Origin of the sequence: Mesorhizobium sp. M0340, from assembly GCF_040321535.1 — a bacterium.
Taxonomy (GTDB): Bacteria; Pseudomonadota; Alphaproteobacteria; order Rhizobiales; family Rhizobiaceae; genus Mesorhizobium.
Window position 1 is genome coordinate 13,819 of record NZ_JAMYRR010000031.1, and the last position, 24,933, is coordinate 38,751.

Annotated in this window: 26 protein-coding genes; 12 read left to right on the forward strand and 14 right to left on the reverse strand. The window is 62.5% G+C overall.

Annotation, left to right across the window (positions count from 1 at the left end):
• Nucleotides 1-14 precede the first annotated feature (14 nt).
• The 3 genes from NKI79_RS29105 to NKI79_RS29115 are packed head-to-tail and all read left to right on the forward strand — an operon-like array spanning nucleotide 15 to nucleotide 4,121.
• On the forward strand, nucleotides 15-1,904 hold the full coding sequence (locus tag NKI79_RS29105) for an ABC transporter ATP-binding protein (RefSeq protein WP_352806500.1): 1,890 nt from the start codon (nucleotides 15-17) through the stop codon (nucleotides 1,902-1,904).
• Complete coding sequence (locus NKI79_RS29110; RefSeq protein WP_352806503.1) at nucleotides 1,901-3,784, forward strand: ABC transporter ATP-binding protein; 1,884 nt, start codon at nucleotides 1,901-1,903, stop codon at nucleotides 3,782-3,784. The genes NKI79_RS29105 and NKI79_RS29110 overlap by 4 nt, the downstream gene beginning before the upstream one ends.
• 22 nt (nucleotides 3,785-3,806) lie before the next feature.
• On the forward strand, nucleotides 3,807-4,121 hold the full coding sequence (locus NKI79_RS29115; protein WP_352806505.1) for a DUF6665 family protein: 315 nt from the start codon (nucleotides 3,807-3,809) through the stop codon (nucleotides 4,119-4,121).
• Between the two features lie 27 nt (nucleotides 4,122-4,148).
• On the opposite strand, the gene NKI79_RS29120 is transcribed toward NKI79_RS29115, so the two are convergent.
• Nucleotides 4,149-4,505 carry a cupin domain-containing protein gene (locus NKI79_RS29120; RefSeq protein ID WP_254819178.1) on the reverse strand — a complete coding sequence of 119 codons (357 nt, stop codon included), beginning with the start codon at nucleotides 4,503-4,505 and terminating at the stop codon, nucleotides 4,149-4,151.
• A gap of 280 nt (nucleotides 4,506-4,785) precedes the next feature.
• Here NKI79_RS29120 and petA point away from each other — a divergent pair, with 280 nt between their 5' ends.
• The 4 genes from petA (at nucleotide 4,786) to NKI79_RS29140 (ending at nucleotide 8,386) form a co-directional block, all read left to right on the forward strand.
• Nucleotides 4,786-5,346: a ubiquinol-cytochrome c reductase iron-sulfur subunit gene (petA, locus tag NKI79_RS29125; protein WP_352477980.1), complete on the forward strand. Its 561-nt coding sequence runs from the start codon at nucleotides 4,786-4,788 to the stop codon at nucleotides 5,344-5,346.
• Nucleotides 5,347-5,362: 16 nt separating this feature from the next.
• The gene (locus tag NKI79_RS29130; RefSeq protein WP_352806508.1) at nucleotides 5,363-6,664 is read left to right on the forward strand and encodes a cytochrome b; all 1,302 of its coding nucleotides are present in this window, start codon (nucleotides 5,363-5,365) and stop codon (nucleotides 6,662-6,664) included.
• Between the two features lie 140 nt (nucleotides 6,665-6,804).
• Entirely contained in the window at nucleotides 6,805-7,626 is an 822-nt protein-coding gene (locus tag NKI79_RS29135; RefSeq protein WP_502909869.1) for a cytochrome c1, read from the forward strand.
• A 214-nt stretch (nucleotides 7,627-7,840) separates the two neighbouring features.
• Nucleotides 7,841-8,386, forward strand: a complete 546-nt coding sequence (locus NKI79_RS29140; protein WP_254819181.1) for an adenine phosphoribosyltransferase — start codon at nucleotides 7,841-7,843, stop codon at nucleotides 8,384-8,386.
• A gap of 43 nt (nucleotides 8,387-8,429) precedes the next feature.
• Here the strand turns inward: NKI79_RS29140 and NKI79_RS29145 are convergent, their stop codons facing one another.
• From NKI79_RS29145 to NKI79_RS29170, 6 genes are all read right to left on the reverse strand, one after another.
• Entirely contained in the window at nucleotides 8,430-8,900 is a 471-nt protein-coding gene (locus NKI79_RS29145) for a MaoC family dehydratase (RefSeq protein WP_352477975.1), read from the reverse strand.
• Complete coding sequence (locus tag NKI79_RS29150; RefSeq protein ID WP_352477973.1) at nucleotides 8,897-9,358, reverse strand: MaoC family dehydratase; 462 nt, start codon at nucleotides 9,356-9,358, stop codon at nucleotides 8,897-8,899. Before NKI79_RS29150 ends, NKI79_RS29145 begins: the two co-directional genes overlap by 4 nt.
• A 132-nt stretch (nucleotides 9,359-9,490) precedes the next feature.
• Entirely contained in the window at nucleotides 9,491-10,465 is a 975-nt protein-coding gene (gene corA / locus NKI79_RS29155) for a magnesium/cobalt transporter CorA (RefSeq protein WP_352477971.1), read from the reverse strand.
• A 218-nt stretch (nucleotides 10,466-10,683) separates the two neighbouring features.
• The gene (gene ychF / locus NKI79_RS29160; RefSeq protein WP_352806516.1) at nucleotides 10,684-11,787 is read right to left on the reverse strand and encodes a redox-regulated ATPase YchF; all 1,104 of its coding nucleotides are present in this window, start codon (nucleotides 11,785-11,787) and stop codon (nucleotides 10,684-10,686) included.
• Between the two features lie 109 nt (nucleotides 11,788-11,896).
• Complete coding sequence (pth, locus tag NKI79_RS29165) at nucleotides 11,897-12,622, reverse strand: aminoacyl-tRNA hydrolase (protein ID WP_254819186.1); 726 nt, start codon at nucleotides 12,620-12,622, stop codon at nucleotides 11,897-11,899.
• Between the two features lie 23 nt (nucleotides 12,623-12,645).
• Nucleotides 12,646-13,290: a 50S ribosomal protein L25/general stress protein Ctc gene (locus tag NKI79_RS29170; RefSeq protein WP_254819187.1), complete on the reverse strand. Its 645-nt coding sequence runs from the start codon at nucleotides 13,288-13,290 to the stop codon at nucleotides 12,646-12,648.
• Nucleotides 13,291-13,678: 388 nt separating this feature from the next.
• On the opposite strand from NKI79_RS29170, the gene NKI79_RS29175 reads away from it, so the two are divergent.
• Nucleotides 13,679-14,941, forward strand: a complete 1,263-nt coding sequence (locus NKI79_RS29175; protein ID WP_352806519.1) for a flavin-containing monooxygenase — start codon at nucleotides 13,679-13,681, stop codon at nucleotides 14,939-14,941.
• Nucleotides 14,942-15,067: 126 nt separating this feature from the next.
• On the opposite strand, the gene NKI79_RS29180 is transcribed toward NKI79_RS29175, so the two are convergent.
• The gene (locus NKI79_RS29180) at nucleotides 15,068-16,303 is read right to left on the reverse strand and encodes an MFS transporter (protein WP_502909868.1); all 1,236 of its coding nucleotides are present in this window, start codon (nucleotides 16,301-16,303) and stop codon (nucleotides 15,068-15,070) included.
• Between the two features lie 130 nt (nucleotides 16,304-16,433).
• Between NKI79_RS29180 and NKI79_RS29185 the strand changes: the two genes are divergently transcribed.
• Nucleotides 16,434-17,300 (forward strand): AraC family transcriptional regulator, encoded by an 867-nt coding sequence (locus NKI79_RS29185; RefSeq protein ID WP_352477962.1) that lies wholly within the window; start codon nucleotides 16,434-16,436, stop codon nucleotides 17,298-17,300.
• A gap of 114 nt (nucleotides 17,301-17,414) precedes the next feature.
• On the opposite strand, the gene NKI79_RS29190 is transcribed toward NKI79_RS29185, so the two are convergent.
• The 6 genes from NKI79_RS29190 to lgt all read right to left on the reverse strand — a co-directional run bounded on the left by NKI79_RS29190 (nucleotide 17,415) and on the right by lgt (nucleotide 23,293).
• On the reverse strand, nucleotides 17,415-18,350 hold the full coding sequence (locus tag NKI79_RS29190; RefSeq protein ID WP_254819191.1) for a ribose-phosphate pyrophosphokinase: 936 nt from the start codon (nucleotides 18,348-18,350) through the stop codon (nucleotides 17,415-17,417).
• Between the two features lie 253 nt (nucleotides 18,351-18,603).
• Nucleotides 18,604-19,224, reverse strand: a complete 621-nt coding sequence (locus NKI79_RS29195) for a hypothetical protein (RefSeq protein ID WP_352806525.1) — start codon at nucleotides 19,222-19,224, stop codon at nucleotides 18,604-18,606.
• Nucleotides 19,225-19,278: 54 nt separating this feature from the next.
• A complete protein-coding gene (locus NKI79_RS29200; protein ID WP_023678425.1) occupies nucleotides 19,279-20,430 on the reverse strand; it encodes a M24 family metallopeptidase in 1,152 nt (383 codons plus the stop codon).
• Complete coding sequence (pgeF, locus tag NKI79_RS29205; RefSeq protein ID WP_352806528.1) at nucleotides 20,430-21,218, reverse strand: peptidoglycan editing factor PgeF; 789 nt, start codon at nucleotides 21,216-21,218, stop codon at nucleotides 20,430-20,432. The genes NKI79_RS29200 and pgeF overlap by 1 nt, the downstream gene beginning before the upstream one ends.
• A gap of 138 nt (nucleotides 21,219-21,356) precedes the next feature.
• On the reverse strand, nucleotides 21,357-22,445 hold the full coding sequence (locus NKI79_RS29210) for a class I SAM-dependent methyltransferase (RefSeq protein WP_352806530.1): 1,089 nt from the start codon (nucleotides 22,443-22,445) through the stop codon (nucleotides 21,357-21,359).
• Nucleotides 22,442-23,293 (reverse strand): prolipoprotein diacylglyceryl transferase, encoded by an 852-nt coding sequence (gene lgt, locus NKI79_RS29215; protein ID WP_352806532.1) that lies wholly within the window; start codon nucleotides 23,291-23,293, stop codon nucleotides 22,442-22,444. The genes NKI79_RS29210 and lgt overlap by 4 nt, the downstream gene beginning before the upstream one ends.
• Nucleotides 23,294-23,424: 131 nt before the next feature.
• Between lgt and NKI79_RS29220 the strand changes: the two genes are divergently transcribed.
• The 3 genes from NKI79_RS29220 to NKI79_RS29230 all read left to right on the forward strand — a co-directional run bounded on the left by NKI79_RS29220 (nucleotide 23,425) and on the right by NKI79_RS29230 (nucleotide 24,925).
• Nucleotides 23,425-23,727, forward strand: coding sequence for an accessory factor UbiK family protein (locus NKI79_RS29220; RefSeq protein ID WP_352806535.1), 303 nt, complete (start codon nucleotides 23,425-23,427; stop codon nucleotides 23,725-23,727).
• A gap of 331 nt (nucleotides 23,728-24,058) precedes the next feature.
• Nucleotides 24,059-24,559: a type III secretion system chaperone family protein gene (locus NKI79_RS29225; protein ID WP_023678420.1), complete on the forward strand. Its 501-nt coding sequence runs from the start codon at nucleotides 24,059-24,061 to the stop codon at nucleotides 24,557-24,559.
• Between the two features lie 6 nt (nucleotides 24,560-24,565).
• Nucleotides 24,566-24,925, forward strand: a complete 360-nt coding sequence (locus NKI79_RS29230) for a tRNA-binding protein (protein ID WP_352477950.1) — start codon at nucleotides 24,566-24,568, stop codon at nucleotides 24,923-24,925.
• The last annotated feature ends 8 nt before the right edge of the window (nucleotides 24,926-24,933 follow it).

The window sequence follows — 24,933 nt, forward strand, 5'->3', positions numbered from 1 at the left end:
TTGTGAGCATCACTATGTTTAGCTGGTTTGAAAAAAGGCTCGATCCGTTCCCTGCCAAGGAGCCGGTCGAGCCGCCGCGGACACTGATCGCCTTCTGCGTGCATTACACGCGCGGCGCATGGCCCTACATCGCTCTCGATGCGGTACTGGTGACGGCCATCGCCCTTGCCGAGGTGTGGATGTTCGGCTTCATGGGCCGGATCGTCGACTGGCTGTCCGGACAGAATCGCGAGACGTTCCTGCAGACCGAAGGCTTGAAGCTGGCCGGCATGGCCTTCATCGTGGTTTTCGCGCTGCCGGCAACCGTCTGGTTCCATTCGCTGCTCAACCAGCAGACGCTGATGGGTAATTATCCGATGCGTATCCGCTGGCAGGTGCATCGGTACCTGCTCAAGCAGTCGATGAGCTTCTATCAGGACGAGTTTGCCGGGCGCATCGCGACCAAGCTGATGCAGACAGCGCTCGCTGTGCGCGAGTGCGTCATCAAGCTCATCGATGTGCTCAATTATATCGTCGTCTATTTTCTCGGCATGCTGTTCATTGTCGGCTCGGCAGACTGGCGGCTGGCTGCGCCACTTGCCGTCTGGCTTGCCGGCTATGTCCTGCTGTTGCGCTATTTCATCCCGCGACTGGGCAAGGTCGGCGAGGAGCAGGCCAATGCGCGCTCGACCATGACTGGCCGTGTCGTCGACAGCTACTCCAATATTCAGACGGTCAAGCTGTTCTCGCATGCGCGGCGCGAGGCATCCTTCGCCAAGGACGGTATGGCCGGCTTTCTCGACACCGTTTACCGATCGATGCGGTTGGTGACGCAACTCTACGGCCTGCTCTACGTCCTGAATTCGCTGCTGTTGTTTTCGGTCGCCTCGATCTCGCTATGGCTGTGGCTCGGCCAAGCCGTGACGATCGGCGCTGTCGCCCTGGTCATCGGCCTCGTGCTGCGGCTCTGGGGCATGTCGCAATGGATCATGTGGGAGATGTCCACGCTGTTCGAGAATATCGGCACAGTGCAGGACGGCATCGCCTCGATCTCGCTTCCGCGCCTCGTCGAGGATCGGCCTGGTGCCAAGGATATTGCCGTGACCAAGGGCGAGATCCGTTTTGAGGACATCCGCTTCCACTACGGCAAGCAGAAGGGTGTGATCGAAAGCCTGTCGCTGACGGTGAAGCCGGGCGAGAAGGTCGGCATCGTCGGTCGTTCGGGTGCCGGCAAGTCGACGCTGGTCAATCTTCTGTTGCGGTTCTACGACCTCGAAAGCGGCAAGGTCCTGATCGACGGCCAGGACATTGCGGCAGTGACGCAGGACTCGCTGCGGGCCCAGATCGGCATGGTCACGCAGGACACCTCGCTGCTGCATCGCTCAGTACGCGAGAACATTCTCTATGGCAGGCCGCACGCCAGCAACGAGATGCTGATCGAGGCGGCGCGGCGCGCCGAGGCGCTGGATTTCATTGCCGGCTTGTCGGATTCGAACGGCCGCAAGGGTTTCGACGCGCACGTCGGCGATCGCGGGGTCAAATTGTCCGGCGGCCAGCGGCAACGCATCGCCATAGCCCGTGTCATGCTGAAGGACGCGCCGATCCTCATTCTCGACGAGGCGACCTCCGCCCTCGATTCCGAGGCCGAGGCGGCCATCCAGGAGAATCTCTACAAACTGATGCAAGGCAAGACCGTCATCGCCATTGCGCACCGGCTGTCGACGATCGCGGCCATGGACCGGCTCGTGGTCATGGACAAGGGCCGAGTCATCGAGGAAGGTTCGCATGAGGAACTCGTTGCCAAAGGCGGGCTCTACGCCCAGCTCTGGCAACGTCAGTCGGGTGGATTCCTGCTCGACGACGGCCCTTCTGCCAACGATGCAGCCGCCAACGATGCAATCGCCAAGGGTGAAGCCGCCGAATGATGACTGCCATCTACCGCTGGTTCGAGAACTGGGTCTATCCATTTCGGGAGCCCGCGGACCTTCGGCCACCTGCCGGCGTCAGGGGTTTCCTCTGGCATTATGTCGGGCAGGCGAAGATCGCCTTCTTCGCCATGCTGGTGATCGGCGGCATCGCGCCGCTGGTCGAAGCCGGACTGTTCTATTTCGTCGGGCGGCTGGTCGACATCCTCGACCAGCTTCCCGGCGAACGCAGCTGGCACGCGCTGTGGACTGCCGCCGGCCCGGAACTTGTCTTCATGATCGCGGTGGTGCTGGTCATCCGCACCATTGTCGTCGGTCTGTCGGCGCTGGTTGACGAGCAGACGATCACCCCGGGTTTCTATAATCTGGTGCGCTGGCAGGCGCATCGCCATGTCTCGCGCCAATCCTACGCCTTCTTTCAGAACGACTTTGCCGGGCGTATCGCGACCAAGGTCTGGCAGGCGGGACAGGCGACCGGCGATCTGATGGAAAGCTTCATCGAGGTCGTCTGGTTCATGGTCGTCTATACGGTGACGACGCTGGCGCTGGTCGCCGGGCTCGATCTCCGGCTGGCGGTGCTGGTGGTGATCTGGATTACCGCCTTCGGCTTGCTGGCCAGGCGCTATTTGCCGGCAATCCGCAAACATGCCGAAGCGACCGCCGAAGCCGGCTCGATGATCACCGGCCGCCTTGTCGATTCCTATTCGAACGTGCAGACGCTGAAACTGTTCTCGGCCGATGGCGACGACCACTACATCAGGAACGGCTTCGACATCTATCTCGATGCGCTGCGCCCGTTCACCCGCCGGCTGACAGGCGTGCGCATGGCGCTGACGATGCTGTCGGGCATCATGATCACGGCGATCGCCTGCTTTGCCGTTTATCTCTGGGTCGAGGGTTCGATCACAGTCGGCGCCGTGGCTTTCACGCTGTCTTTGGTGCTGCGGCTGAACATGCTGCTCGGCCGGCTGATGATGCAGCTCAACGGCATCTTGCGGAATCTCGGCGTGCTGGAGAACTCCAAGGCGCTGATCTCACAGCCGCTCGGCCTGACCGATGCGCCGGACGCGAAAGAGCTTGTCGTCGGCGGCGGGCGCATCGACGTCAGCAATGTCGAGTTCCACTACGGCAAGGGGTCCGGCGTGCTCAACGGCATCGACCTCGTCGTGCGGCCGGGCGAAAAGGTCGGCCTGGTCGGCCCGTCCGGCGCTGGCAAGACGACCTTGGTCAATCTGATCCTGCGCCTCTACGACCTCGAGAGCGGCAAGATCACCATTGACGGGCAGGACGTCTCCACGGTCACGCAGAATTCGCTGCGCGCCAATATCGGCGTCGTCAGCCAGGATACGGCACTTTTCCACCGCTCGCTGCGCGACAACATCAAGCTCGGCATGCCGGAAGCGACCGACGCCGAGGTGGTCGCGGCAGCGAAGAAGGCCGAGGCGCACGAGTTCATCCTCGGTCTGCGCGACAATCGCGATCGTATCGGCTACGAGGCCTATGTCGGCGAGCGCGGCGTCAAGCTCTCCGGCGGCCAGCGCCAGCGCGTGGCGATCGCCCGCGTCTTCCTCAAGGATGCACCGATCCTGGTGCTCGATGAGGCCACCTCGGCGCTCGATTCCGACATCGAGGCGGCGATCCAGGAAAATCTGGCAAGGCTGATGGAAGGCAAGACGGTCATCGCCATCGCGCATCGGCTGTCGACCATTGCGGCACTCGACCGGCTTGTGGTGCTCGACGAGGGCCGCATCGTCGAGCAAGGCACGCATGACGAGCTGGTCGGGCTCGACGGGCTCTATGCCAGGCTGTGGAAGCGGCAGTCCGGCGGCTTCCTGTTCAACGAGGAGAGCGCGCTGGCCGAGACCCGGCCGGCGGAGTAGTTTCTAAAAACCGGAGTAGACCATGGCGGTGAGAATGCCATCGAATTTCGGACGGTCCGGCGCGCAGGAGAGCGCGTTGGACCTGCTTGGCCATGAAATCCTCGGCGAGAAGGCGGCCGCGCTCGGCCGCGCCGGCCGGCGCGTCGAGGAAACATTGACGAGGCTGCGCGAGAGTTGCGACAGTGTCGACCGTGCCCGGCTGCTCAGGGATGCAGCCGAAGCGGTGCACGGGTATTTCATCCAGCGCGAACTCTGCGGCCTGCGCAAGCACGACGCGGTGATCCGGGAATACAACATTCCCAAGGCCGTGCTGGCCAGGCTCGGCGCCAGCGGATGATCCGAACCGGAACTGGTTTGCGAAGCGTTATTCCAGCCACTCGGTGATGAAGCTGCCGTTCTCGTGTATGTCGGTGGTTTCCAGCGGGCCTGGCCCGAGATTGGTGAATTTGTGCGGCGTGTTCGGCGGTACGACCAGGATCTGGCCGGCTGTGGCCTCGATCTGCCGGTCGCCGACGGTGAACAGACCGGTCCCGGTTCGGATGATGAAAATCTCGCAATAGGGATGGCTGTGCAGCCTCGGGCCGCCGCCGGTCTCCGGCAGGTAGTTAAAGATCAGGCAACTGCTGGAACCGTAAGGCCCGCATTGCAACTCGCCTTGCCAGTGGTCGGGCAACTGGTCGGGCGCTTTGGCCCATTTGTCGCGGTCGATGACATGCGCCATGGGGCGAGGATAAACCGGGCGAGCGTCCGCTGTCGAGGTGAACGCAGCCGTTTGGTTTTGCTGCTGTTTTCCAATCGTTCCGCTGGGCAAATTACGCCCCCGCGACAATCTGCCCTTGTGCCTTCGCCCGTCTGGACAAAAACAGGCTTCACGCATAAACCCAAGTCCCAAATGCCGGAGGAATTCGCTAGCCTGTTCGCCATGCGCTGTCGGGCCGGCGCGATTGAGCGGGGAACAAGCTCGGCCGCCGGCACGGAAGAGGCGAAAGGATCAGGCACCCGTGAGCGCAACCGACACCCAGGATCCCAACCGTCGTGATTTTCTCTACGTCGCCACCGGCATGGCCGCGGTGGTCGGCGCGGGCGCCGTTGCTTGGCCGTTCATCGACCAGATGCGTCCGGATGCCTCGACGCTGGCGCTTGCCTCGGTCGAGGTCGACGTCTCGTCGTTGACGCCAGGAATGTCGCTCGTCGTGAAGTGGCGCGGCAAGCCGGTAGTCGTGCGCAACCGCACCGAAAAAGAGATGAAGGACGCCGAGGCGGTCAATCTCGCCGAGCTCAAGGACCCAATCGCCCGCAATGCCAACCTGCCGGCCGACGCGCCGGCGACCGACGCCAATCGAACCACGCCGGGCAAGGAAGCCTGGATGGTGATGGTCCAGGTCTGCACCCATCTCGGCTGCATCCCGCTCGGCCAGGAGGGCGATTTCGGCGGCTGGTTCTGCCCATGCCACGGTTCCGTATACGATACCGCCGGCCGCATCCGGAAGGGGCCGGCGCCGGAGAACATGGCAGTACCGGTGTTCCAATTCGTTTCCGACACCAAGATCCGTATCGGCTGAGGCAGGGGATATTTCCATGAGCGAGGGACACTCGACCTATACGCCCAAGACCGGTATCGGACGCTGGTTCGATTCGCGCATGCCGCTGCCCCGGCTGGTCTATGACAGCTTCATCGCCTATCCGGTGCCGCGCAACCTGAACTATGCCTGGACCTTCGGCGGCATCCTTGCGCTTATGCTGGCGGCGCAGATCCTGACCGGTATCGTGCTGGCCATGCACTATGCAGCCGACAGCACTCTCGCCTTCGATTCGGTCGAGAAGATCATGCGCGACGTGAATTCGGGCTGGCTGCTGCGCTATCTCCATTCCAACGGCGCGTCGTTCTTCTTCGTCGCCGTCTACATCCATATTTTCCGTGGCCTCTACTACGGCTCCTACAAGGCGCCGCGTGAGCTGCTGTGGATCCTCGGCTGCATCATCTACCTGCTGATGATGGCGACCGGGTTCATGGGCTATGTGCTGCCCTGGGGCCAGATGAGCTTCTGGGGCGCCACCGTCATCACCGGCTTCTTCACCGCCATTCCGCTGGTCGGCGACTGGATCCAGCAGCTTCTCCTCGGTGGCTTCGCGGTCGACAATCCGACGCTGAACCGCTTCTTTGCGCTGCACTATCTTTTGCCGTTCATGATTGCCGGCGTCGTCGTGCTGCACATCTGGGCGCTTCACGTCGTCGGCCAGAACAATCCGACCGGCATCGAGGTCAAATCGAAGACCGACACGCTCGCCTTCACGCCTTACGCGACCATAAAGGACGGGTTCGGCATGATCGTGTTCCTGTTCGTCTTCGCCTATTTCGTGTTCTACCTGCCGAATTATCTCGGCCATCCCGACAATTACACCGTGGCCAACCCGCTGAAGACGCCGGCCCACATCGTGCCGGAATGGTACTTCCTGCCGTTCTACGCGATCCTGCGCGCCATCACCTTCAATATCGGGCCCATCAACTCCAAGCTCGGGGGCGTGCTCTGCATGTTCGGCGCGATTGTCATGCTGTTCCTGGTGCCGTGGCTCGACACCTCGAAGGTGCGCTCGGCAGTCTACCGGCCCTGGTACAAGCTGTTCTTCTGGCTGTTCCTGGCCGACGCCATCCTGCTCGGCTGGCTGGGCTCGCAGCCGGCCGAGGGCAGCTATGTATTCATGGCGCAGATGGCGACGCTGTTCTATTTCGCCTTCTTCCTGGTAGCGCTGCCGGTGCTCGGGCTGATCGAAAAGCCGCGACGGCTGCCGAATTCGATCACCGAGGCGGTGCTCGAGAAGAACAAGGGCGGCGGCGGACATCCTGCCGGTGCCACGACCGCGCCGGAAACCAAGGGCTGAGCATGATCCCGAAAAGTGGAAACCGGTACTCGGACAAGGTCATGCTCGAGACGATGACAGCGCGTCAGAGAATCTCAAGGGGAATTGGCATGAAAAAGATTCTCTCCTCGCTGGCGCTGCTTGGCCTTGTGGCCGCGGGCATGGGTGCCGCAAGCATTGGAGCCAGCGCCCAGGAAGAGGCGCACAATGAGGCGGCGCCGACGCATTTCCCGATACACGAACCGAAGGAAATGAACTGGAGCTTCGCCGGGCCATTCGGCACCTACGACAAGGCCCAGCTGCAGCGCGGACTGAAGGTCTACAAGGAAGTCTGCTCGGCCTGCCATTCGATGAATTTGGTGGCGTTCCGTACGCTGGAAGGCCTTGGCTATTCGGATGCGCAGATCAAGACGCTGGCGGCCGAATATACGATCCATGACGGCCCGAACGATGCCGGCGACATGTTCGACCGTCCCGGCAAGCCGTCCGACCATTTCCCGGCGCCATTCCCCAATGTCGAAGCGGCAGCGGCGGCAAATGGCGGCGCAGCACCGCCCGACATGTCGCTGCTGGCCAAGGCGCGCGGGGTCGAGCGCGGCTTCCCGCGCTTCGTGTTCGACATCTTTACGCAATATGCGCAGGGCGGCCCCGACTACATCCACTCGCTGCTGACCGGCTACGACCAGCAGCCGCCGGCAGGCATGGTCATACCGGAAGGCACGCACTACAATCCGTACTTCCTGTCCGGCGTGTCGCTGAAGATGCCGAAGCCGCTCTCCGACGGCCAGGTTACCTATGATGACGGCGCGCCGCAGACGGTCGACCAGTACTCGCGCGACGTGTCGGCCTTCCTGATGTGGGCGGCCGAGCCGCACCTCGAGGACCGCAAGAAGACCGGCTTTCGCGTGCTGGTCTTCCTGCTGCTGTTCGGTGCGCTGGTCTACCTGACCAAGCGCAAGGTGTGGGCCGGCGTGGCGCACTGAGCCCTGCGATATACGAGAATGCGAGGGCGTCGAAAGGCGCCCTTTTCATTGCAGGCATGTCGATTCATCGCAGCCGACGCTGAGCAAGGCCCTTTGCCGGACAATTTTCCGTCAGGCATCACATGGCGGTAGCCGGACTTGGCGGCGCCGGGTTACGATTGGCCCATTCCTTTCACGCCTTCAGCCGAATCTGAATAGCCCGGAGAGCCGCTCGATGAAATCCTCGCTCGAAGAGACGCTGCTTGCCGCGATCCGCACCATTCCGGATTATCCCAAGCCGGGCATCCTGTTTCGCGACATCACCACGCTGCTCGGCAATGCGCGGGCCTTCCGCCGCGCCATCGACGAGCTGGTGCATCCCTATGCCGGCCTGAAGATCGACAAGATCGCCGGCATCGAGGCGCGGGGCTTCATCCTCGGCGGCGCCATCGCCCACCAGCTCTCGGCCGGCTTCGTGCCGATCCGTAAGAAAGGCAAGCTGCCTTACGAGACGGTGCGCGTCGCCTACAGCCTGGAATACGGGCTGGACGAGATGGAGATGCACAAGGACGGCGTTTCTCCAGGCGAGAAGGTAATCCTCGTCGACGATTTGATCGCCACCGGCGGCACGGCCGAGGCGGCCGTCAAGCTATTGCGGCAGATCGGCGCCGATATCCTCGCCGCCTGCTTCGTCATCGACCTGCCGGACCTTGGCGGCCGAGAGAGGTTAGAGGCGCTCGGCGTACCGGTAAGGACGCTGATCGGGTTTGAGGGGCATTGAGCGTCTCTTCCTTCTTTCCTGTGGGAGAGGGGAAGAACTCCGCTCACTCCACCTTCACCAGCACGGCACTTTCGAATTCGATGACCTTGTCGCCGGTCGAATCGAAGGCTTCGGAGCGGAGGGTCAGCAGCCGCCAGCCCGGTCGCGAGGCGATGGGGCGATGGGCCAGCGCGGTGCGGGTGAAAGTCACGGTTTCCCCTGCATAGACAGGTTTGGGCCATTTGAGGTTCTTGAAGCCGGGCGAGGGACCGAATTCCGGAACCGGCCCGGGGCCGGGCCAGCGGGCGACCTCTGCCTCCATGCCAGCCTGGAGGTTCAATTTCATCCAGGTGGCGGCGGTGTGCCAGCCCGAGGCGCAGAGCCCGCCGAATATACTGTTCCTCGCCGCCTCTTCGTCGATATGGAATATCTGCGGGTCGTATTTGCGGGCGAACGCCTTGATCGCCTCCGGTTCGAATCGATGTGAACCAAGCGTGACGGTGATACCGATGCAGAAGAATTCGTCGAGGCTCACGCACTGCCCTCGCGGGTGAGGAACATGACGGTGTTTTCGAGCTCGAAAACACCTTCGCCGCGCTGGTTGAACAACTCGCTGCGCATGGTCACCAGGCCAAGGCGGGGCTTCGATCTGGACAGTCGCTTGGCAAGGACGGTGGTGCTGCCGCTCAACAGGTCACCGGCCAGGACCGGCCGTTTCCATTTGACCTGGTCGACGCCTGGCGCGCCCTGGGAGGTCGAGTCGAGCAGGAAGGCATCGCACAGCATGCGCATGAACATGGCGCAGGTGTGCCAGCCCGAAGCCGCCAGCCCGCCGAGGATGCTGGCCTTGCCCGCGGCCTCGTCGAGATGCATCGGCTGGGCATCGAACTCGTCGGCGAATTCTATGATTTCAGCGGCGCTTACCAGCTTGGTGCCGAGGTCGAGCGAAGCGCCCTCGACAAAATCCTCATAAGCCCAGGTCTTTGTGGTCATGGTCTGGAAATCCTGTTCAGGATTGTACAATCGCTACGGGTCGGCTCCCGGATGCAGGCAGGGCGGCATTTGGTCAAGCAATTTCTGGTGCGCCAGCCTGCTGTGCCCAAGCCGTAGCGCGCATTGACGACCCTATAGCCAGCCGCGACGGCGGAAATACCAGAAGGGCAGGATTGCCGAAAGCACCATCATGCCGATGGCGAAGGGATAGCCAAAGTGCCATTTGAGCTCAGGGATGATGTCGAAATTCATGCCGTAGATTGAAGCGACAAGCGTCGGCGGCAGGAAGATGACAGCGGCGACGGAGAAGATCTTGATGATGGCGTTCTGCTCGATCGAGATCATGCCGAGCGTCGCGTCGAGCAGGAAGCTGATCTTCTGCGACAGGAAGGTGGCGTGGTCGGCAAGCGACAGCACGTCGCGCGACAAGGTCTTGATGCGGGCGCGGGTATCCTTGCTCATCTTGGTCTGAGTGGAGGCATGGGCGAGAAAGCCGGCAAGGCGCTGCAGCGAGATCAGGCTGTCGCGGACCGAGGAGGCGAGGTCCTCCTTGCGGCCAATGCCTTTCAACAGTTCCTGGAAGTCACGGTTGCGCTTGGAAACCTTGGTCGATCGTGCCTCGAAGATGTCGCGCGAGATCGCCTCGACGTCGCGGCCGGCGCGCTCCAGAATATCGGCGAGGCGGTCGACGATCGCCTCCAGCAGGCCAATCAGGATGGTGTCGCCGCTGGTGCAACCGGTCGCCACCTTCTCGGCGCGCAGCGGAAAGGTCTTGAACGCCTTCGGCTCGTGGTAACGCACGGTGATCAGCCTGCTGCCGGCGAGCACGAAGGTGACCGGCGACATCAAGGGATCATCCAGTTCGGTCTGAGCCGGCAGAATGGCGGTCATGAAGTAGGCGCCGTCCTCGACGTAGAGACGGCTCGAGATCTCGATCTCCTCCATCTCTTCCCGGGTCGGAACGGCAATGCCGAGCCAGGTCTCGATCGTGGTCTCTTCTTCCTTTGTCGGGCTGAGAAGGTCGACCCAGACGACAGCATCGCTGTTTTGCAGGAGATCGTCGACAAGGCGCAGGCGATCATTGTCGACGACGAAGGCCTTGATCATCGCCGGTCTCCCTTGCTGTTGCTAAAGAGGGTTTCGTTCGGAAGGGGCGCGTCACTCTGATCGCACTGACATGGCCACGTGAGGCTCGAGACCAGCGCAGAGGCCCCTTAGACCGGGCGTGACGTGCCGTCAAGCAGCGGCAAGGCGCCGCTGCGATGCCTGTTATGAAGTTGTGACCGAGCAACAGCCATTGTGGAGGCCGGGCGGGTCTCGCCGGGTCAGGTGTTGAACTTGAACAGCATGATGTCGCCGTCCTGGACGACATACTCCTTGCCTTCGTCGCGCGCCCTGCCGGCCTCCTTGGCCGCCACTTCGCCGCCCAGCCTGACGAAATCGTCATAGGCGATGGTCTGGGCGCGGATGAAGCCGCGCTCGAAATCGGTGTGGATGACGCCTGCCGCTTGCGGCGCCTTGGCACCCTTGTGCACGGTCCAGGCGCGCGTCTCCTTGGGGCCGACGGTGAAATAGGTGATGAGCTGCAAAAGCTCGTAGCCGGCGCGGATCACCTTGTTCAGGCCGGGTTCGTCCAGGCCGAGCGTTGCCAGGAATTCCATTTCCTCTTCGTCCGAGAGCTGGGCGACTTCGGCCTCGATCGCCGCTGAAATCACGACGGTGCGGGCACCTTGCGCGGCGGCCATCTTCTCGACCGCCCTGGTATGCGCGTTGCCGGTGGCGGCGTCGGCTTCCGCGACGTTGCAGACGTAAAGCACCGGGTGTGAGGTCAAGAGATTCAGCCCCTGCAGGATGCGGAGATCCTCACCCGAGATGCCGTTGAGCAGGATGCGGGCGGGCTTGCCGGCCTGCAGCAGTTCGAGCGCCGCTTCCATCATCGGAAGTACGGTCGCTGCTTCCTTGTCCTTGCCGGCGGCACGCTTGCGGATCTGCACGATGCGGCGCTCGAGGCTGTCGAGATCGGCAAGCATCAATTCGGTCTCGACGGTCTCGGCATCGGCGACAGGATCGATGCGGCCCTCGACATGGGTAATGTCGTCATCCTCGAAGCAGCGCAGCACATGGACGATGGCGTCGACCTCACGGATGTTGGCGAGGAATTGGTTGCCGAGCCCTTCGCCTTTCGAGGCGCCACGCACCAGGCCGGCAATGTCGACGAACGAGATGCGGGTCGGGATGATCTCCTTCGACTTGCCGATCGCGGCGATCTTCTGCAGGCGCGGGTCGGGCACCGCCACCTCGCCGGTGTTCGGTTCGATGGTGCAGAACGGATAATTGGCGGCCTGTGCCGCCGCCGTTCTGGTCAACGCATTGAAGAGCGTCGACTTGCCGACATTGGGCAAGCCAACGATGCCGCATTTGAAACCCATTTTTGTCTGGTCCTATCGGGAAATCGAGTTTGATCAGGGCTATGGGCGAAAGCGCCGATGATCGTCAAGCCCTGAGCACTCATGCCCGCGGCGCTGACGGCGCCATGGCTCAGTCCTTGCCGCCAAAAAGCTTCTTCAGCATAGCCGCCATCGGGCCGGTTTCGGGCAGCTTGGCCGCCGGCTGCTGCGGCCGCGCCTGGCGGACGTGGCTTTGTGCCTTTGGCGCCTTGGGCGGCGGGCGGTCGTCGTCGCCCGTCGGCGTGAGCTTGTCGCGCAGGGCCAGCGTCACGCGGTTCATGAAGGAATTGTCGTCGCCCTCGGCAAGCAATCCGGCACCGTCGGCGATTGCGTCGAGCAGCACGTCCAGCCATTCGCGGTCGGCTTTGGCGAAATCGCCGAGCACATGGCCATGCACCATTTCCTTGACGCCGGGGTGGCCGACGCCGATGCGCACACGGCGAAAATCCTTGCCGACGTGCTGGTCGAGCGAGCGGATGCCGTTGTGGCCGCCGGAACCGCCACCGACCTTGACGCGCACCTTGCCGGCAGCAAGGTCGATCTCGTCATAAAAGACAGTCAGCGCCGAAGGGCCGAGCTTATAGAAGCGCAAGGCTTCGCCGACCGACTGGCCGGACAGGTTCATGAAGGTCTGCGGCTTGATCAGGATCACCTTTTCGCCGGCAAGCGTGCCTTCGGCGATCAGACCCTGGAATTTCTTCGACCAGGGCGAAAAGGAATGGCGGCGGGCGATCGCGTCCGCCGCCATGAAGCCGACATTGTGCCGGTTGCTGGCGTATTTCGCGCCCGGATTGCCGAGGCCTGCAAAGACAAGCATCGTCGCCTCCGGGCGGGAAGGAGTTACTTCTCTTCGGCGGCAGGAGCCGCTTCGGGCGCAGCCGCTTCAGTCGTCTCTTCTACCGCCTCCGGCTTCATCGCCGAGGAGCCGGCAATGGTCGCGATGGTGAAGTCGCGGTCGAAGATCACCGGCTTGACGCCGGCCGGCAAGGTGACGGCCGAAATGTGGATGGAATCGCCGATATCGGTGCCGGTGAGATCGACGGTGATGAAATCCGGGATCGCATTGGCAGGGCAGTGGAACTCGACCTCGTGGCGCACGATGTTGAGCACGCCGCCGCGCTTGATGCCGGGCGACTTGTCTTCATTGATGAAGTGCACGGGCACGTCGACATTGACTTCGGTATCCTTGCCGATGCGCAGGAAATCGACGTGGACCGGAAAATCCTTGACCGGGTCGAGCTGAAAATCCTTGGGCAGAACCTGGATCTTGTTGCCGTCGACATCGATCGTGGCGACCGTGGTCAGAAACCCGCCGCCATGGATCTTGTAGTAGATGTCCTTGTAGGTCAGCGCAATCGCCAGGGGAGGCTGCTTGTCGCCGTAAATCACTGCAGGCACTTTACCGTTGCGGCGAACTGCACGGGCGGACCCCTTACCGACCTGTTCGCGCGCTTCGGCCTTGAGCTCGTAAGTATCGTGGCTCATGGCATTTCCTTTCGCGTTGTTCTGGAGCGTTCGCGGCCAGCGTGGCTGGGCCGTAAACGTCGAAAGCCGCCGGGTGGGGCGGCCTTCCGCCGCGTTGCCTCCAAGGGTGTCTACGCGGGTGGCGGCTCTATAGCGGAAGGCGGCGCGAGGTGCAAGCCAAAGGCAGGTATGGGCAGCATCTCACTGAATTTCGGCTTTGCGCCCTTGGCGGACGTTCAGTTGACAAACTTCCGCACAGGCGCGACTTACACGAGACACGACATCTTAGTCATCGCCACGCCAAGTGTTGTCATGTTCGATTTGTCAAGCCTGAGAGCAAGCCGTACTGGAAAGCGAACCGTTTACTGATTTCACGAAGTACAATGGGTGACAGTCAGAGGGGAACGCAATGACGAGCGCGACGGACATTCTTGATGCCGTCGTCATCGGTGCCGGCTGGGCGGGGCTAGGAGTCAGTCATGCGCTGATGCAGCGCGGCTTACGTCACAGAGTGCTGGAGCGACATCGCATCGGTGAGACCTGGCGGACCCAGCGTTGGGACTCATTTCGGATAAATACCGCGAACAGCCAAACGGTCATGCCCGGGGATAGCTATGTCGGCTCCGATCCCGACGGCGCAATGACAAGCGGCGAGTTTGTCGCGATGTTGGAGGACTATGCCCGCCGTCATGCCCTCCCGGTGGAAACCGGTACGCCGGTGACCGACCTTGTTGCGAGCGACGGCCTGTACCGACTTACCATTCCGCGCGGTTCCCTGTGTGCGAGAAATGTGGTGATCGCCAGCAGTAACCAGAACTGCCCGGTGCGCCCGTCCTTCTCCGCTTTGTTGCCGCCCGAAGTCCGGCAGATCGACGCATCAGCCTACCGCAACGCATCCGGTCTCGACAGTGGAGCGGTGGTGGTGGTCGGTAGTGCCCAGTCGGGAGGCCAAATCGCCGAGGACTTGGCCCAAGCGGGGCGAACTGTGTTTCTCGCAACGAGCCGAGTCGGCCGGCTGCCCCGAACGTATCGAGGTCGTCACATCAGTGTCTGGCTGGTTCTTAGCGGACTGCTAGACGTGACGCGCAAGGAAATACTTGAACAGGGCCCAATCCCAGGAAGGCCGCTGCAAGGAGCGCTCCATACGATCAGCCTGCAGTCCCTCAGTGCGCAAGGCGTCGTCGTACTGGGTCGGCTCACGGGCGTCGACGACGGCCGCCTCTCGTTCAGCGACGAGGCGGAAGCGCATGTTCGCCATGCGGACGAGGGCTCCGCCAGAGTTCGAAGCCAGATCGACGATTATATTGCGCGCAACCGAATCGATGCCCCCGAGGCTGAGCCGGACCCGGCGGAGACGATTGAAGCGCGTCTGCCCAATCCACCGGTCCGATCAATTGATCTCGCGGCGCGGGGGATCACAACGGTGATCTGGTGCACCGGTTTCACTGGGGATTTCGGATGGGTGCGCGTTCCCGATGTGCTCGATCCACATGGCCAACCACTGCACGAGAACGGGTTTGCGAGCGTCCCGGGTGTGTATTTTGCCGGCCTGCCTTTTGCAATCACCCGGCGGTCGGGCACAATATTGGCAATTGCGGAGGAAGCAGCCCTGGTGGCCGACGATATCCAGCGTCGTTTGGTAAGGATCGCCTCCGACCTCCCGATTCAGTGATCCCGACCGCAGACGAATCTCATCCGGTCGGCGGCTCTCTCCTCTCGCGAGATTTGAGCCATTCAAGATGAATGGCCGCGGAGGGTTAAAAGCCGAGGTCCAACCCGACGTGTCACCTGCTCGTGGTCAATGCGCCACCTTCCTGGCTTTCCGCATGTTCGGTAAGAACACCGTCAGTAGCCCGAGCAGCGGCAAATACGAGCAGACCTGGAAGACGAAATCGATGCCCTTCATGTCGGCGACGACGCCAAGCACGGCGGCGGCGATGCCGCCCATGCCGAAGGCGAAGCCGAAGAAGATGCCGGCGATCATGCCGACGCGGCCGGGCACCAGTTCCTGGGCGAAGACGACGATGTTCGAGAAGGCCGAGGACAGGATCAGGGCGATCAGCACGGTGAGAACCATCGTCCACTCGAAATTGGCGTAGGGCAGGGCCAGCGTGAAGGGCAGCACGCCGACGATCGAGAACCAGATCATCGCCTTCTGCCCGTAGCGGTCGCCAAACGGGCCGCCGAGCAGGATGCCCAGGGCCGAGGCGCCGAGGAACAGGAACAGCATGACTTGCGACATCTGCACCGAAACACCGAACTTATGAATGGAATAGAAGGTGTAGTAGCTGGCAAGGCTGGAAATATAGGCGTTCTTGGTCAGTACCAGCAGCGTCAGCACCAGCAGCGCTCCCATCACCTTGCGGCGCGGGAAGGGCGAGACGAAACCTGCTGCCTTGCGGGTGCCCTGCGCGGCACGCAGGCGGCTGTACCAGCCGCCGACCTGCCACAGCACGATGATGCCGATCAGCGAGCCGCCGGCGAACCAGGCGATGCTGGTCTGGCCGAAGGGCACGACGATGAAGGCTGCCAGTAGCGGCCCCATAGCCTGGCCGAAATTGCCGCCGACCTGGAACAGCGACTGCGCAAGACCGAACCGGCCGCCGGAGGCGAAGCGGGCGATGCGCGAGGATTCCGGATGGAAGATCGCCGAGCCGATACCGATCAGCGAGGCGCCGATGAGGAGCAGGAAATAGTGTCCGGCGTAGGCCAGCACGACCAGTCCGATCAACGAGGAGGCCATGCCGTAGGGTAGCGAATAAGGCATCGGCCGCTTGTCGGTGATCATGCCGATCACCGGCTGCAGCAAGGATGCCGTCACCTGGAAAGTGAAAGTCAAGAGGCCGATCTGCCAGAAATCGAGACCGTAATTGTCCTTCAGCAGCGGATAGATCGCCGACAGCAGCGACTGCATGATGTCGTTGATGCAATGGCAGAAGCTCACCGCCAGGATGACGGTGAAGGCCATCGCCTGAGCTGAGATGTGGCCGGCCGCTACCGGCTCGCCCTCGGCGATTGCTGCGGTATCTGTCAAGGCATGCTCCGTGGTCTTTTTGGCGGGCACTTCCGCACGCGGTGTTATGGGGCCGGTTGCCTTATACGTTGCTTGTCACGCGACTTCTTTCGTGGTTTGGTCCAATAGTTTCGCAAGTGGGCCATAGCTGATGCCGCATGGCAGGGAAATGTTTAAAGCGGGCGACGGTGATCTCGGGTTGTTGCATGAGCGTCGCTGGCAATGGCTGGAGCAGGCCGTTGGGCCGGCAGTGGCGCTGCCGACCGAATATCCGGACGGCTACCATGTGCCACGGCACCATCACAGCCGCAGTCAGTTGCTGCACGCGCTGGTCGGGGTCGTGCTGGTAACGACGCGGCATGGGCGCTGGATGGTGCCTCCCGACCACGCGATGTGGATCCCCGCCGGCACCGAACATTCCGTCGAGATGCTGGGCGACGTCAGCATGCGGTCCGTCTATGTGATGCCGGAGGCCATTCCCGGCCTGCCGGACGGATTGCGCGTCGTCGGTATCACCGATCTGATGCACAGCCTGATCGTGGAATCGGAAAAGCTGCCGCAGGGCGCCGAGTTGGAGGGGCGGGGCGGGCTGATCATGAAGCTCCTGCTGCACGAAATCCCGAACCTGCCGGAACGGCCGCTCGGACTGCCGTTCCCGTCCGACGCAAGGCTGGCGGCGCTATGCCGGCGCTTCGTCTCGGCACCGTCACCGCATGCGACGATCGACCAATGGGCCGCTATCGTTGGCATGAGCCGCCGCTCTTTCACCCGCGCGTTCCACCGCCAGACGGGATTGTCGCTGTCGACCTGGCGTCAGCAGGCCTGTCTGTTCGCGGCGCTGCCACGGCTGGCCGACGGCGAGCCGATCACAAGGGTGGCGCTCGATCTCGGCTATGACAGCGTGCCGGCGTTCATCACCATGTTCAAGCGCATGCTGGGAGCCTCGCCACGCGGTTACATGCGGGGCGCCCGTGATGCTGGCGAAGGTGCGGCGAATAAACGGTCCGGCTCGGCCTGAGTCGCAGCCCTGAAGCGCGTAGCGTTCGACCGGCCTCATGCGACGCGCTTTGGATTCTTGTTTTTATGCATGTCGTTATCGCAAAACCGCTGCACAGTTTTGCGCGGACATGCATTAATCGAACAGGCTCGACACCGATTCCTCGGTCGCCGTGCGTGAGATTGCCTCGCCCATCAATTCGGCGATAGAGATGACGCGGATATTGGCGGCGTCGAGCACTGCCTGCGTCGGCTGGATGGAATCGGTGATGACCAGTTCCTGCAGTTTCGAGGCGCCGATGCGGGCGATGGCGCCGCCGGACAAAACGCCATGGGTAGTGTAGGCGGTGACACTGGTGGCGCCGTCGGCAAGCAGCGCATCGGCTGCATTGCACAGCGTGCCGCCCGAATCGATGATGTCGTCGATCAACAGGCAATCCTTGCCGCGCACGTCACCGATGACGTTCATGACTTCCGATTCGCCGGGGCGCTCGCGGCGCTTGTCGACGATGGCGAGCTGGGCATCGATGCGCTTGGCGAGGGCGCGGGCGCGGACCACGCCGCCGACATCCGGCGAAACCACCATGACATTGGCAAGCTGCTTGTATTTCGCCTTTACGTCGCGGGCCATGACCGGCACGGAAAACAGATTGTCGGTCGGGATGTCGAAGAAGCCTTGAATCTGGCCGGCATGGAGATCCAGGGTCAGCACCCGGTCAACGCCCGCCCTCGTGATCATGTTGGCGACCAGTTTGGCCGAGATCGGTGTGCGGCCCGAGGCACGGCGATCCTGCCTGGCATAGCCGAAATAAGGAATAACCGCAGTGATGCGCTTGGCCGAAGAGCGCATGAAGGCGTCGATCATGATGAGCAGTTCCATCAGATGATCGTTGGTCGGGAACGAGGTGGACTGCAGGATGAAGACGTCCTCGCCGCGCACATTCTCCTGGATCTCGACGAAGATTTCCTGGTCGGCGAAGCGCCTGACGCTGGCCTTGCCCAGCGGAATGTTGAGGTAGCGGGCGACTGATTCGGCCAGCACCCTGTTGGAATTGCCCGCGAAGAGCTTCATGCACCGTTCCTGGCGAAGGATTGAGAGACTCCGATAGCACTCCAGCCTCTTAGTCGGGCTTTTAGCGGCCCGCGCCGGTATTGCAAGCGTCGTGAATGGGAATCCGCCGGCTAATCTCAATAAACGCTTACGGCTTGACGATGCGGCGATAGGTCCACTTCGATGCCGACGGAATCGGGGATAGCTCTATCTTTCAGTCTGAGCATGGTCTCTTCCGAAACCGGATTCCACTTTTCGGAAATCATGCTCCAGGTCAGCCGGCGCCGCCGCCAAGCCAGGTGGCGAACTGGTCGATTGTCTGGTCGGCAATTGCCTGCATGGTCGCCGGGGCGACCGCCGCCCAGCCTTCGCCGCCGCCGACAGAGGGCGCCTTCTGCTGGCCGTTGATGCGATGCAGCCGGTTGCCGGCCGGGTCATAGATGTCCCAGACGTAGATGACGGTGGTGTCCTTGCCTTCCGTCATGGTCGAGAAATAGCCCTTGAGCACATGCGTTGGGGTCTGGTCGGTGCTGCCGGCCAAGGTGATGCCGCGCTGCCTGGCGCGTGTCTGAAGCTCGGCGGTCAGCGGTGTCGCGGCTTCTACCGAGGCGCCGACGATCGGCGCCACCTGCAGCCGGGTCCGCGCAATGGCAGCCGCGCTTTTGGCGGGCGGCACGGCTGCTGCAGCCGAAGGCTGCGCTGTATCTGCAGTTTGCGCGGTGCCGGCAGGCTGAGCCGGAGTTGCGGGGGGCGTTGCGGCACTTCCGGCTCCGGAGAGCGATTGCGTCGATTGCGGGGCAATGGCCGACGGTTCGAGAACGTCCTTCGCATTGGTGCAGGCCGCCAGCGCCAGCGCCACGAGCAATGACACGGTCGTCACATGCGATCGTCTCATTGGCCTGAAAACTCCTTGGCGACGAACGCCCCTCACACTCTTTGCATTATGGATTCACTGCACGATCAAGTCGAGATCATGGCGGGACAGCGGCTTCGGCTGGGATTCGGTCGTCAGATAGGTGCGGCCAAGCGTCATCGCGGTTTCGGTTTCGGAGTCCATGATGATCATATGGGCGAACAGCGTCATGTTCGGCGCAATTGGTTCGGGATTACCCTGATAGAACATCGGCATATCCATCCAGGACGGGGTGAAGCGGGCGCCGAGCGAATAGCCGCAGGCATTGAGCCGGTGCTTGGTCAAATTGTGGGCTTCGAGGGTGCGGGCATGGGCGTCGAACACGTCGCCGAACGTATTACCGGGCGTCATCGCCTTCTCGACTGCAAGTAGCGCGGCGCGGGCGGCATCGAACAATTCCTGGTGGCGTTTCGATACCTTGCCGGTCAACACCGTACGCATCATTGCCGCATGGTAGTGGTGGAAGACACCGGCCCATTCGAGCGTCAGCTGGTCGTTCTTGGTGAGCTTGCGGCGACCGGCCTTGTAGCGGCAAAGCAGGGCGTCGACGCCGGAGCCGATGATGAACTCGTTGGCCGGATAATCGCCGCCGCCGGCAAAGATCGCACCTTGCATGGCGGCGAGGATCAGCGCCTCATCGCCGCCCTGCTTGATCAGCGGCAGTGCTGCGTCCAGCGCGTCGTCGGCCAGATTTGCGGCTTTTTCCGCCTTGGCGATTTCTGCCGGGCTCTTGAACAGCCGTAGCCGACTGACAATGCCGGAGGCATCCGCGATCTGCCCGAAGGTCTGCAACTGCTCGTCGAGGCGCCGGCCATTATAGGCCGTCAGGCCGTGGGTGTCGTATTCGACGCCGATGCGGGCGCCGAGCAGGTCGAGTTCGTTGAGCAGATTGCGCAGGTCGACCGCCGGATTGGCGCCGTTACGGTCCGTCCACAAAACGATGTTGTCGATGATCGAGGTGTGGCGCGCCTGGCGCAAGTCGGCCGAACGCGTCAGCAGCACCATCGAGCCGTCGGCCTTGACCACCAGGCACTGGAAAAAGCAGAAGCCGAAGGTGTCGTAGCCGGTTAGCCAATACATGCTTTCCTGGGCAAACAGCAGGACGGCGTCGAGCTTCTTTTCGGCGATCTCGATCATCAGTCGATCGCGCCGCGCGTCGAATTCCGAGCGTTCGAAATGCAGCGCCATCAGTCAGCCTCCAAAACGATTGCCGAAACCTGCCGCCCGTAGTCGGGCTCGTTGCGATGGGTGCTGCGCCGATAGGAGTAGAAAAGCTCTTCCTCAGCATAGGTGCAGCGGCCAAGTCCTTCGGCGTTGACGCCAGCCTTGATCAGCCGGTCGACCGTGTAGCGGTTGAGATCGAACATCGCGTGTCCGGCATTTGCTGAGGGCGCGAAATAGCGAGCATTGCCGGCATCGGCGTCGACGAAACGGGCGACGAATTCCGGTCCGACTTCGTAATTCCGTGGGCCGATCGAAGGACCGAGCACTGCGACGATGCGGTCGCGCCGGGCGCCGAGGCTTTCCATTGCCGCGATGGTGTTTTCCAGCACTCCGGTGAAAGCGCCTTTCCAGCCGGCATGGGCGGCGCCGATAATGCGCGCCCCGGCGTCGGCGAAGAGGACCGGTCCGCAGTCGGCGGTCGAGGCACCGACGGCAATGCCCGGCCGGTCGGTGACAATGGCGTCGGCCTTGGGCCGCTCGCCGGCAAAAGGCTCCCTGGCAATGACGACGTCCGGCGAATGAACCTGGTGAGCGGTCAGCAGATGGTTTGCAGGCACGCCCATCCATTCGGCGACCCGGCGGCGATTCTCGCGCACCAGCGTCTGGTCGTCGTTCGAGCCGGTGCCGATGTTGAGGCCCCGGTAGATGCCGCTGGAAATGCCGCCGACTCGCGTGAAGTAGCCGTGGCGGATGCCTTGCGCCGTTTCCAGCAAGGGCGACCGAACGGGATCCGGTTTGGTCTGATTCAGCATGGCGGCTTTGTTGTCCGTATGGGCGATTTCGTCAAGCGAGTTGAAGGGCGCAGTTGAAGGCTGGTCGGTTGAAGGCTGGCGAAGTTGATGTCGGGCGCTAGTCGGAGACGGGAGAGTGAGAGAGGCGGCAGCGAAAAGTCAATCCGTGCTTGGAAACGGCGGAACGGCAATGCCTGCGGGGAGAACGGCAAGCACCTTGAAGAGTTCGCCCATGGCCTGCGGGCCGGCGAGGCGCTCGACGTCGGCCGCGATTTTTTCGCGAGCTGCCTCATCGGCATTGGCGCCGAGCCGGCCAGCCCGTTCGAGGAGCCCCATCTTGAGCAGGAATTCACCTTGCGTGGAGAGGTGGGCATCAAGGCCGTGCGCCCGAACGGTGGCCGCGAGGGCGGCGAAATCGACATGGGCGGTGAGATCGGCCTGCCCCGGATTGGCCAGCACGTCCTCATGACCGTGCTTGCGCAAGGCCTGCAAGGTGTCGCCGATCCCGGGCTGGAGGTGACCGTAGTCGAGAAACAGGCCGGCGCCGCCAAATCCGGCAAGTCGCCCGGCGATTGCCGCCATAAGGGCAGCGCGGGCTGGCGCCACCTCGACGATGGCACCTTGCGGCGCATTCTCGGCACCCTCCGGCAGCAGCATCGGGTCGAGCGAGCCGGCGCCGACGAAAAAGCGCAGCCGGTTCGCATCGTCGAGACCGATCATCCGTTCGCGCCAGCCGGCTCCAGCGCGGACGAACTGCCGGATGGGCACCGCGTCAAACAGCTCGTTACCAACAATCAGAAGCGGCCCCTGCGGCAGCGTCTCGACGGCCTCATGCCAGGCGATGGTGGCCGACGTCCCGGCAAGCGTCCGTTTCTGGACCTCGGTCAACCGCGGACTGGTCTCGATCAAGGCGAACGATGCGCTGGCGGTAAGCGTCGGATCGAGCCGCGAAAGCGTGCGCAGCATATCTCTCATCAGCGTGCCGCGGCCGGGGCCGATTTCGGCGATGGCAACCGGCGTCGGCCGGCCGATCGCCAGCCATGCCTGGTAGAGCCAGACAGTGACCAGCTCGCCAAACATCTGACTGATCTCCGGCGCGGTGACGAAGTCGCCGGCGGCGCCAAACGGCTCGCGTGTCGTATAATAGCCGTCCTTCGGATCGAACAGGCAGAGCGCCATGTATTCGCTGATGGGGATCGGTCCCACCGCACCGATCAGCTCGGCGATGCGGGTCTTCAGCCGCGTCATGCCGGCTGCGGTTTTGTCACCGGCTTGGCTGTAGCCATCGCCCAGATGCCGGCCAGCACCATCGGCAGTGACAGCACCATTCCCATGGTCAGCCAGCTCGTGCCAAGGAGGTAACCAAGCTGCTGGTCGGGCTCGCGAAAGAATTCGACGAAGATGCGCGAGGCGCCATAGCCGGCGATGAAGGCGCCCCCGACGAAGCGCGGCGTCTTCAGCTTGAGCCTGGAATGGGTGAGGAAGCGCAGGACCAGGAACAGCACCAGGCCTTCGAGCAGCGCCTCATAGATCTGGCTCGGATGACGTGCAAATGGGCCGCCATTGGGGAATTCGAATGCCCATGGCACGTCGGTCGACCGGCCCCATAGTTCGGAATTGATGAAGTTTGCCAGGCGAACGAGGCCAAGCCCTACCGGCACGCCGGCGGCAACCACGTCGAACAGCGACCATGTGCGGATGCCGCGAGACCGGGAAAACAGCGTCATGGCGAGAATGACGCCGAGCAGGCCGCCATGAAACGACATTCCGCCCTGCCAGACGGCGACGATATCAAGCGGATTGGCAATGTAGCGCGGCAGGTCGTAGAACAGCACGTAGCCGGTGCGTCCGCCGAGCACCACACCGATGGCTGCCCAGACGATGAAGTCGTCGAGGTCGACGGGCTTCATCGGCAGGATGCCGTCGGGCCAAAGCTTTGGGTTGGTGACGAGGCGTTTGGCATACCACCAGGCGAACAGAATGCCGACGATATAGCCGACGCCGTACCAATGCACCGCCAGTGGTCCGATCCGGACGATGACCGGGTCGATGTTGGGAAAGGGCAGGGCGGCCAGCGGCAGCAAATATTCGCTCAACAGGGTCTCCAGGTTCCCAATCAGGTTCGGGCGCGGACCATGCGGCAGGCTTTTGGCGCGGTCAAGGCAAGCATATGCTTGCATTCCGAATCGTGCGCCACTACGTCAATTCAACCAAGCGAGGATTTGCCATGGCGACCGGACCGAACCGCATTCTCGATGAATTCGCCAAGCTGATGACCGATGCAGCCGGTGCCGCGCAGGGCGTGCGGCGCGAGGTGGAGACCGCCTTCAGGGGCCAGGCCGAGCGCATACTCAACTCCATGGACGTGGTGCAGCGCGAGGAATTCGACGCCGCTCGCGACATGGCGGCGAAGGCCAGGGAAGAAAACATCCGCCTCGCCGCTCGCATCGAGGCGCTCGAGGCCAGGCTTGCCGAATTGACCGGTCAAGCAGCGCCTGCGGCTGCGGTTAAGCGGCGTGCAAAAAAATAATCAGCAATAAATCGTTAAACTTTTCCACAAAGCCGGATCGCAAAAAGCGCTTTGTCGTGAATCGCTTACCGGTACTGCGTGAATCTTTGTGACAGCGCCTTTCCACATGCGAATGACGCAGTGCGAAAAATTTGGCTGGTCACGCGACTCCCGATCAATAGACTGAATTTGTTGCATGATTCGGAGCAGGGTCGTGCGCCGGGCGGTGGGGTCCGGTCCGGGGTCTTTGCGTTGACGAAGTCCTGGCCGTCCGAGTTCTAGGCAGAATTGTTCGAGTGTGCCTCTCCCGCGGAGCGTGTGGTGGCGCTCCCAGAACGACAGGAAGCATTTCATGGAACTTCTCGAACTCGAATTCTCCCGCGAAATTCATCCGGTGGATGTTATCGAGCAGGTGGCGCACAACAACGACTGGTCCTTCGAACGGGCCGGCGACGACGAGATCTCGATTTCGGTTGCCGGGAGCTGGACCGACTACCACGTTTCATTCTCCTGGATGGAGGACTACGAGGCGCTGCACCTGGCCTGCGCCTTCGACATCAAAGTCCCGGAGGCGCGCGCGCTCGAGGTGATGCGGCTGCTTTCGCTGATCAACGAGCAGATGCTGTTTGGCCATTTCGATCTCTGGGAGCAGGAAGGCGCCATCATGTTCCGCCAGTCGCTGCTGCTGGCCGGTGGGGTCGAACCGTCGAGCCAGCAGGTCGAGGTGCTGCTGTCGTCGGCGCTGGAAGCCTGCGAATGCTATTTCCAGGCGTTCCAGTTCGTCGTCTGGTCGGGGACTTCGGCCAAGGATGCGTTGGCCGGCGTGCTGTTCGAAACCTACGGAAACGCCTGACCGTCGATGAGTTCGAGCAACACGCGAAAACCCGAGATCAGCTTTGCCGATTTCGACCGTATCGACATCCGCGCCGGCACGATCGTAGAGGCCGAGCCTTTTCCCGAGGCGCGCAAGCCGGCGATCAAGTTGAAAATCGATTTTGGTCCCGAGATCGGGGTGAAGAAATCCTCGGCCCAGATCACAAAATACTATACGCCCGAAACCCTGATCGGCCGGCAGGTGTTCGCTGTAGTCAATTTCCCGCCGCGCCAGATCGGGCCATTCATGTCGGAAGTGCTGACGCTCGGCTTTCCCGATGAAGAGGGCGCCGTCGTGCTTGGCGCGATCGAGCGCAAGGTGCCGGACGGAGGCAGGTTGTTCTAGCTGCGCTG

Coding starts and splice junctions, on each gene's coding strand:
- corA (WP_352477971.1), bottom strand. CDS start 10,465: ATGATCAAGGCCTTCGTCGTCGACAATGATCGCCTGCGCCTTGTCGAC.
- NKI79_RS29230 (WP_352477950.1), top strand. CDS start 24,566: ATGAGTTCGAGCAACACGCGAAAACCCGAGATCAGCTTTGCCGATTTC.
- NKI79_RS29140 (WP_254819181.1), top strand. CDS start 7,841: ATGAAATCCTCGCTCGAAGAGACGCTGCTTGCCGCGATCCGCACCATT.
- NKI79_RS29185 (WP_352477962.1), top strand. CDS start 16,434: ATGCCGCATGGCAGGGAAATGTTTAAAGCGGGCGACGGTGATCTCGGG.
- NKI79_RS29130 (WP_352806508.1), top strand. CDS start 5,363: ATGAGCGAGGGACACTCGACCTATACGCCCAAGACCGGTATCGGACGC.
- NKI79_RS29110 (WP_352806503.1), top strand. CDS start 1,901: ATGATGACTGCCATCTACCGCTGGTTCGAGAACTGGGTCTATCCATTT.
- NKI79_RS29135 (WP_502909869.1), top strand. CDS start 6,805: ATGGGTGCCGCAAGCATTGGAGCCAGCGCCCAGGAAGAGGCGCACAAT.
- NKI79_RS29225 (WP_023678420.1), top strand. CDS start 24,059: ATGGAACTTCTCGAACTCGAATTCTCCCGCGAAATTCATCCGGTGGAT.
- NKI79_RS29150 (WP_352477973.1), bottom strand. CDS start 9,358: ATGACCACAAAGACCTGGGCTTATGAGGATTTTGTCGAGGGCGCTTCG.
- NKI79_RS29210 (WP_352806530.1), bottom strand. CDS start 22,445: ATGACGCGGCTGAAGACCCGCATCGCCGAGCTGATCGGTGCGGTGGGA.
- NKI79_RS29175 (WP_352806519.1), top strand. CDS start 13,679: ATGACGAGCGCGACGGACATTCTTGATGCCGTCGTCATCGGTGCCGGC.
- NKI79_RS29115 (WP_352806505.1), top strand. CDS start 3,807: ATGGCGGTGAGAATGCCATCGAATTTCGGACGGTCCGGCGCGCAGGAG.
- NKI79_RS29105 (WP_352806500.1), top strand. CDS start 15: ATGTTTAGCTGGTTTGAAAAAAGGCTCGATCCGTTCCCTGCCAAGGAG.
- pth (WP_254819186.1), bottom strand. CDS start 12,622: ATGCTTGTCTTTGCAGGCCTCGGCAATCCGGGCGCGAAATACGCCAGC.
- pgeF (WP_352806528.1), bottom strand. CDS start 21,218: ATGCTGAATCAGACCAAACCGGATCCCGTTCGGTCGCCCTTGCTGGAA.
- ychF (WP_352806516.1), bottom strand. CDS start 11,787: ATGGGTTTCAAATGCGGCATCGTTGGCTTGCCCAATGTCGGCAAGTCG.
- NKI79_RS29170 (WP_254819187.1), bottom strand. CDS start 13,290: ATGAGCCACGATACTTACGAGCTCAAGGCCGAAGCGCGCGAACAGGTC.
- NKI79_RS29200 (WP_023678425.1), bottom strand. CDS start 20,430: ATGGCGCTGCATTTCGAACGCTCGGAATTCGACGCGCGGCGCGATCGA.
- NKI79_RS29220 (WP_352806535.1), top strand. CDS start 23,425: ATGGCGACCGGACCGAACCGCATTCTCGATGAATTCGCCAAGCTGATG.
- NKI79_RS29195 (WP_352806525.1), bottom strand. CDS start 19,224: ATGAGACGATCGCATGTGACGACCGTGTCATTGCTCGTGGCGCTGGCG.
- NKI79_RS29120 (WP_254819178.1), bottom strand. CDS start 4,505: ATGGCGCATGTCATCGACCGCGACAAATGGGCCAAAGCGCCCGACCAG.
- NKI79_RS29190 (WP_254819191.1), bottom strand. CDS start 18,350: ATGAAGCTCTTCGCGGGCAATTCCAACAGGGTGCTGGCCGAATCAGTC.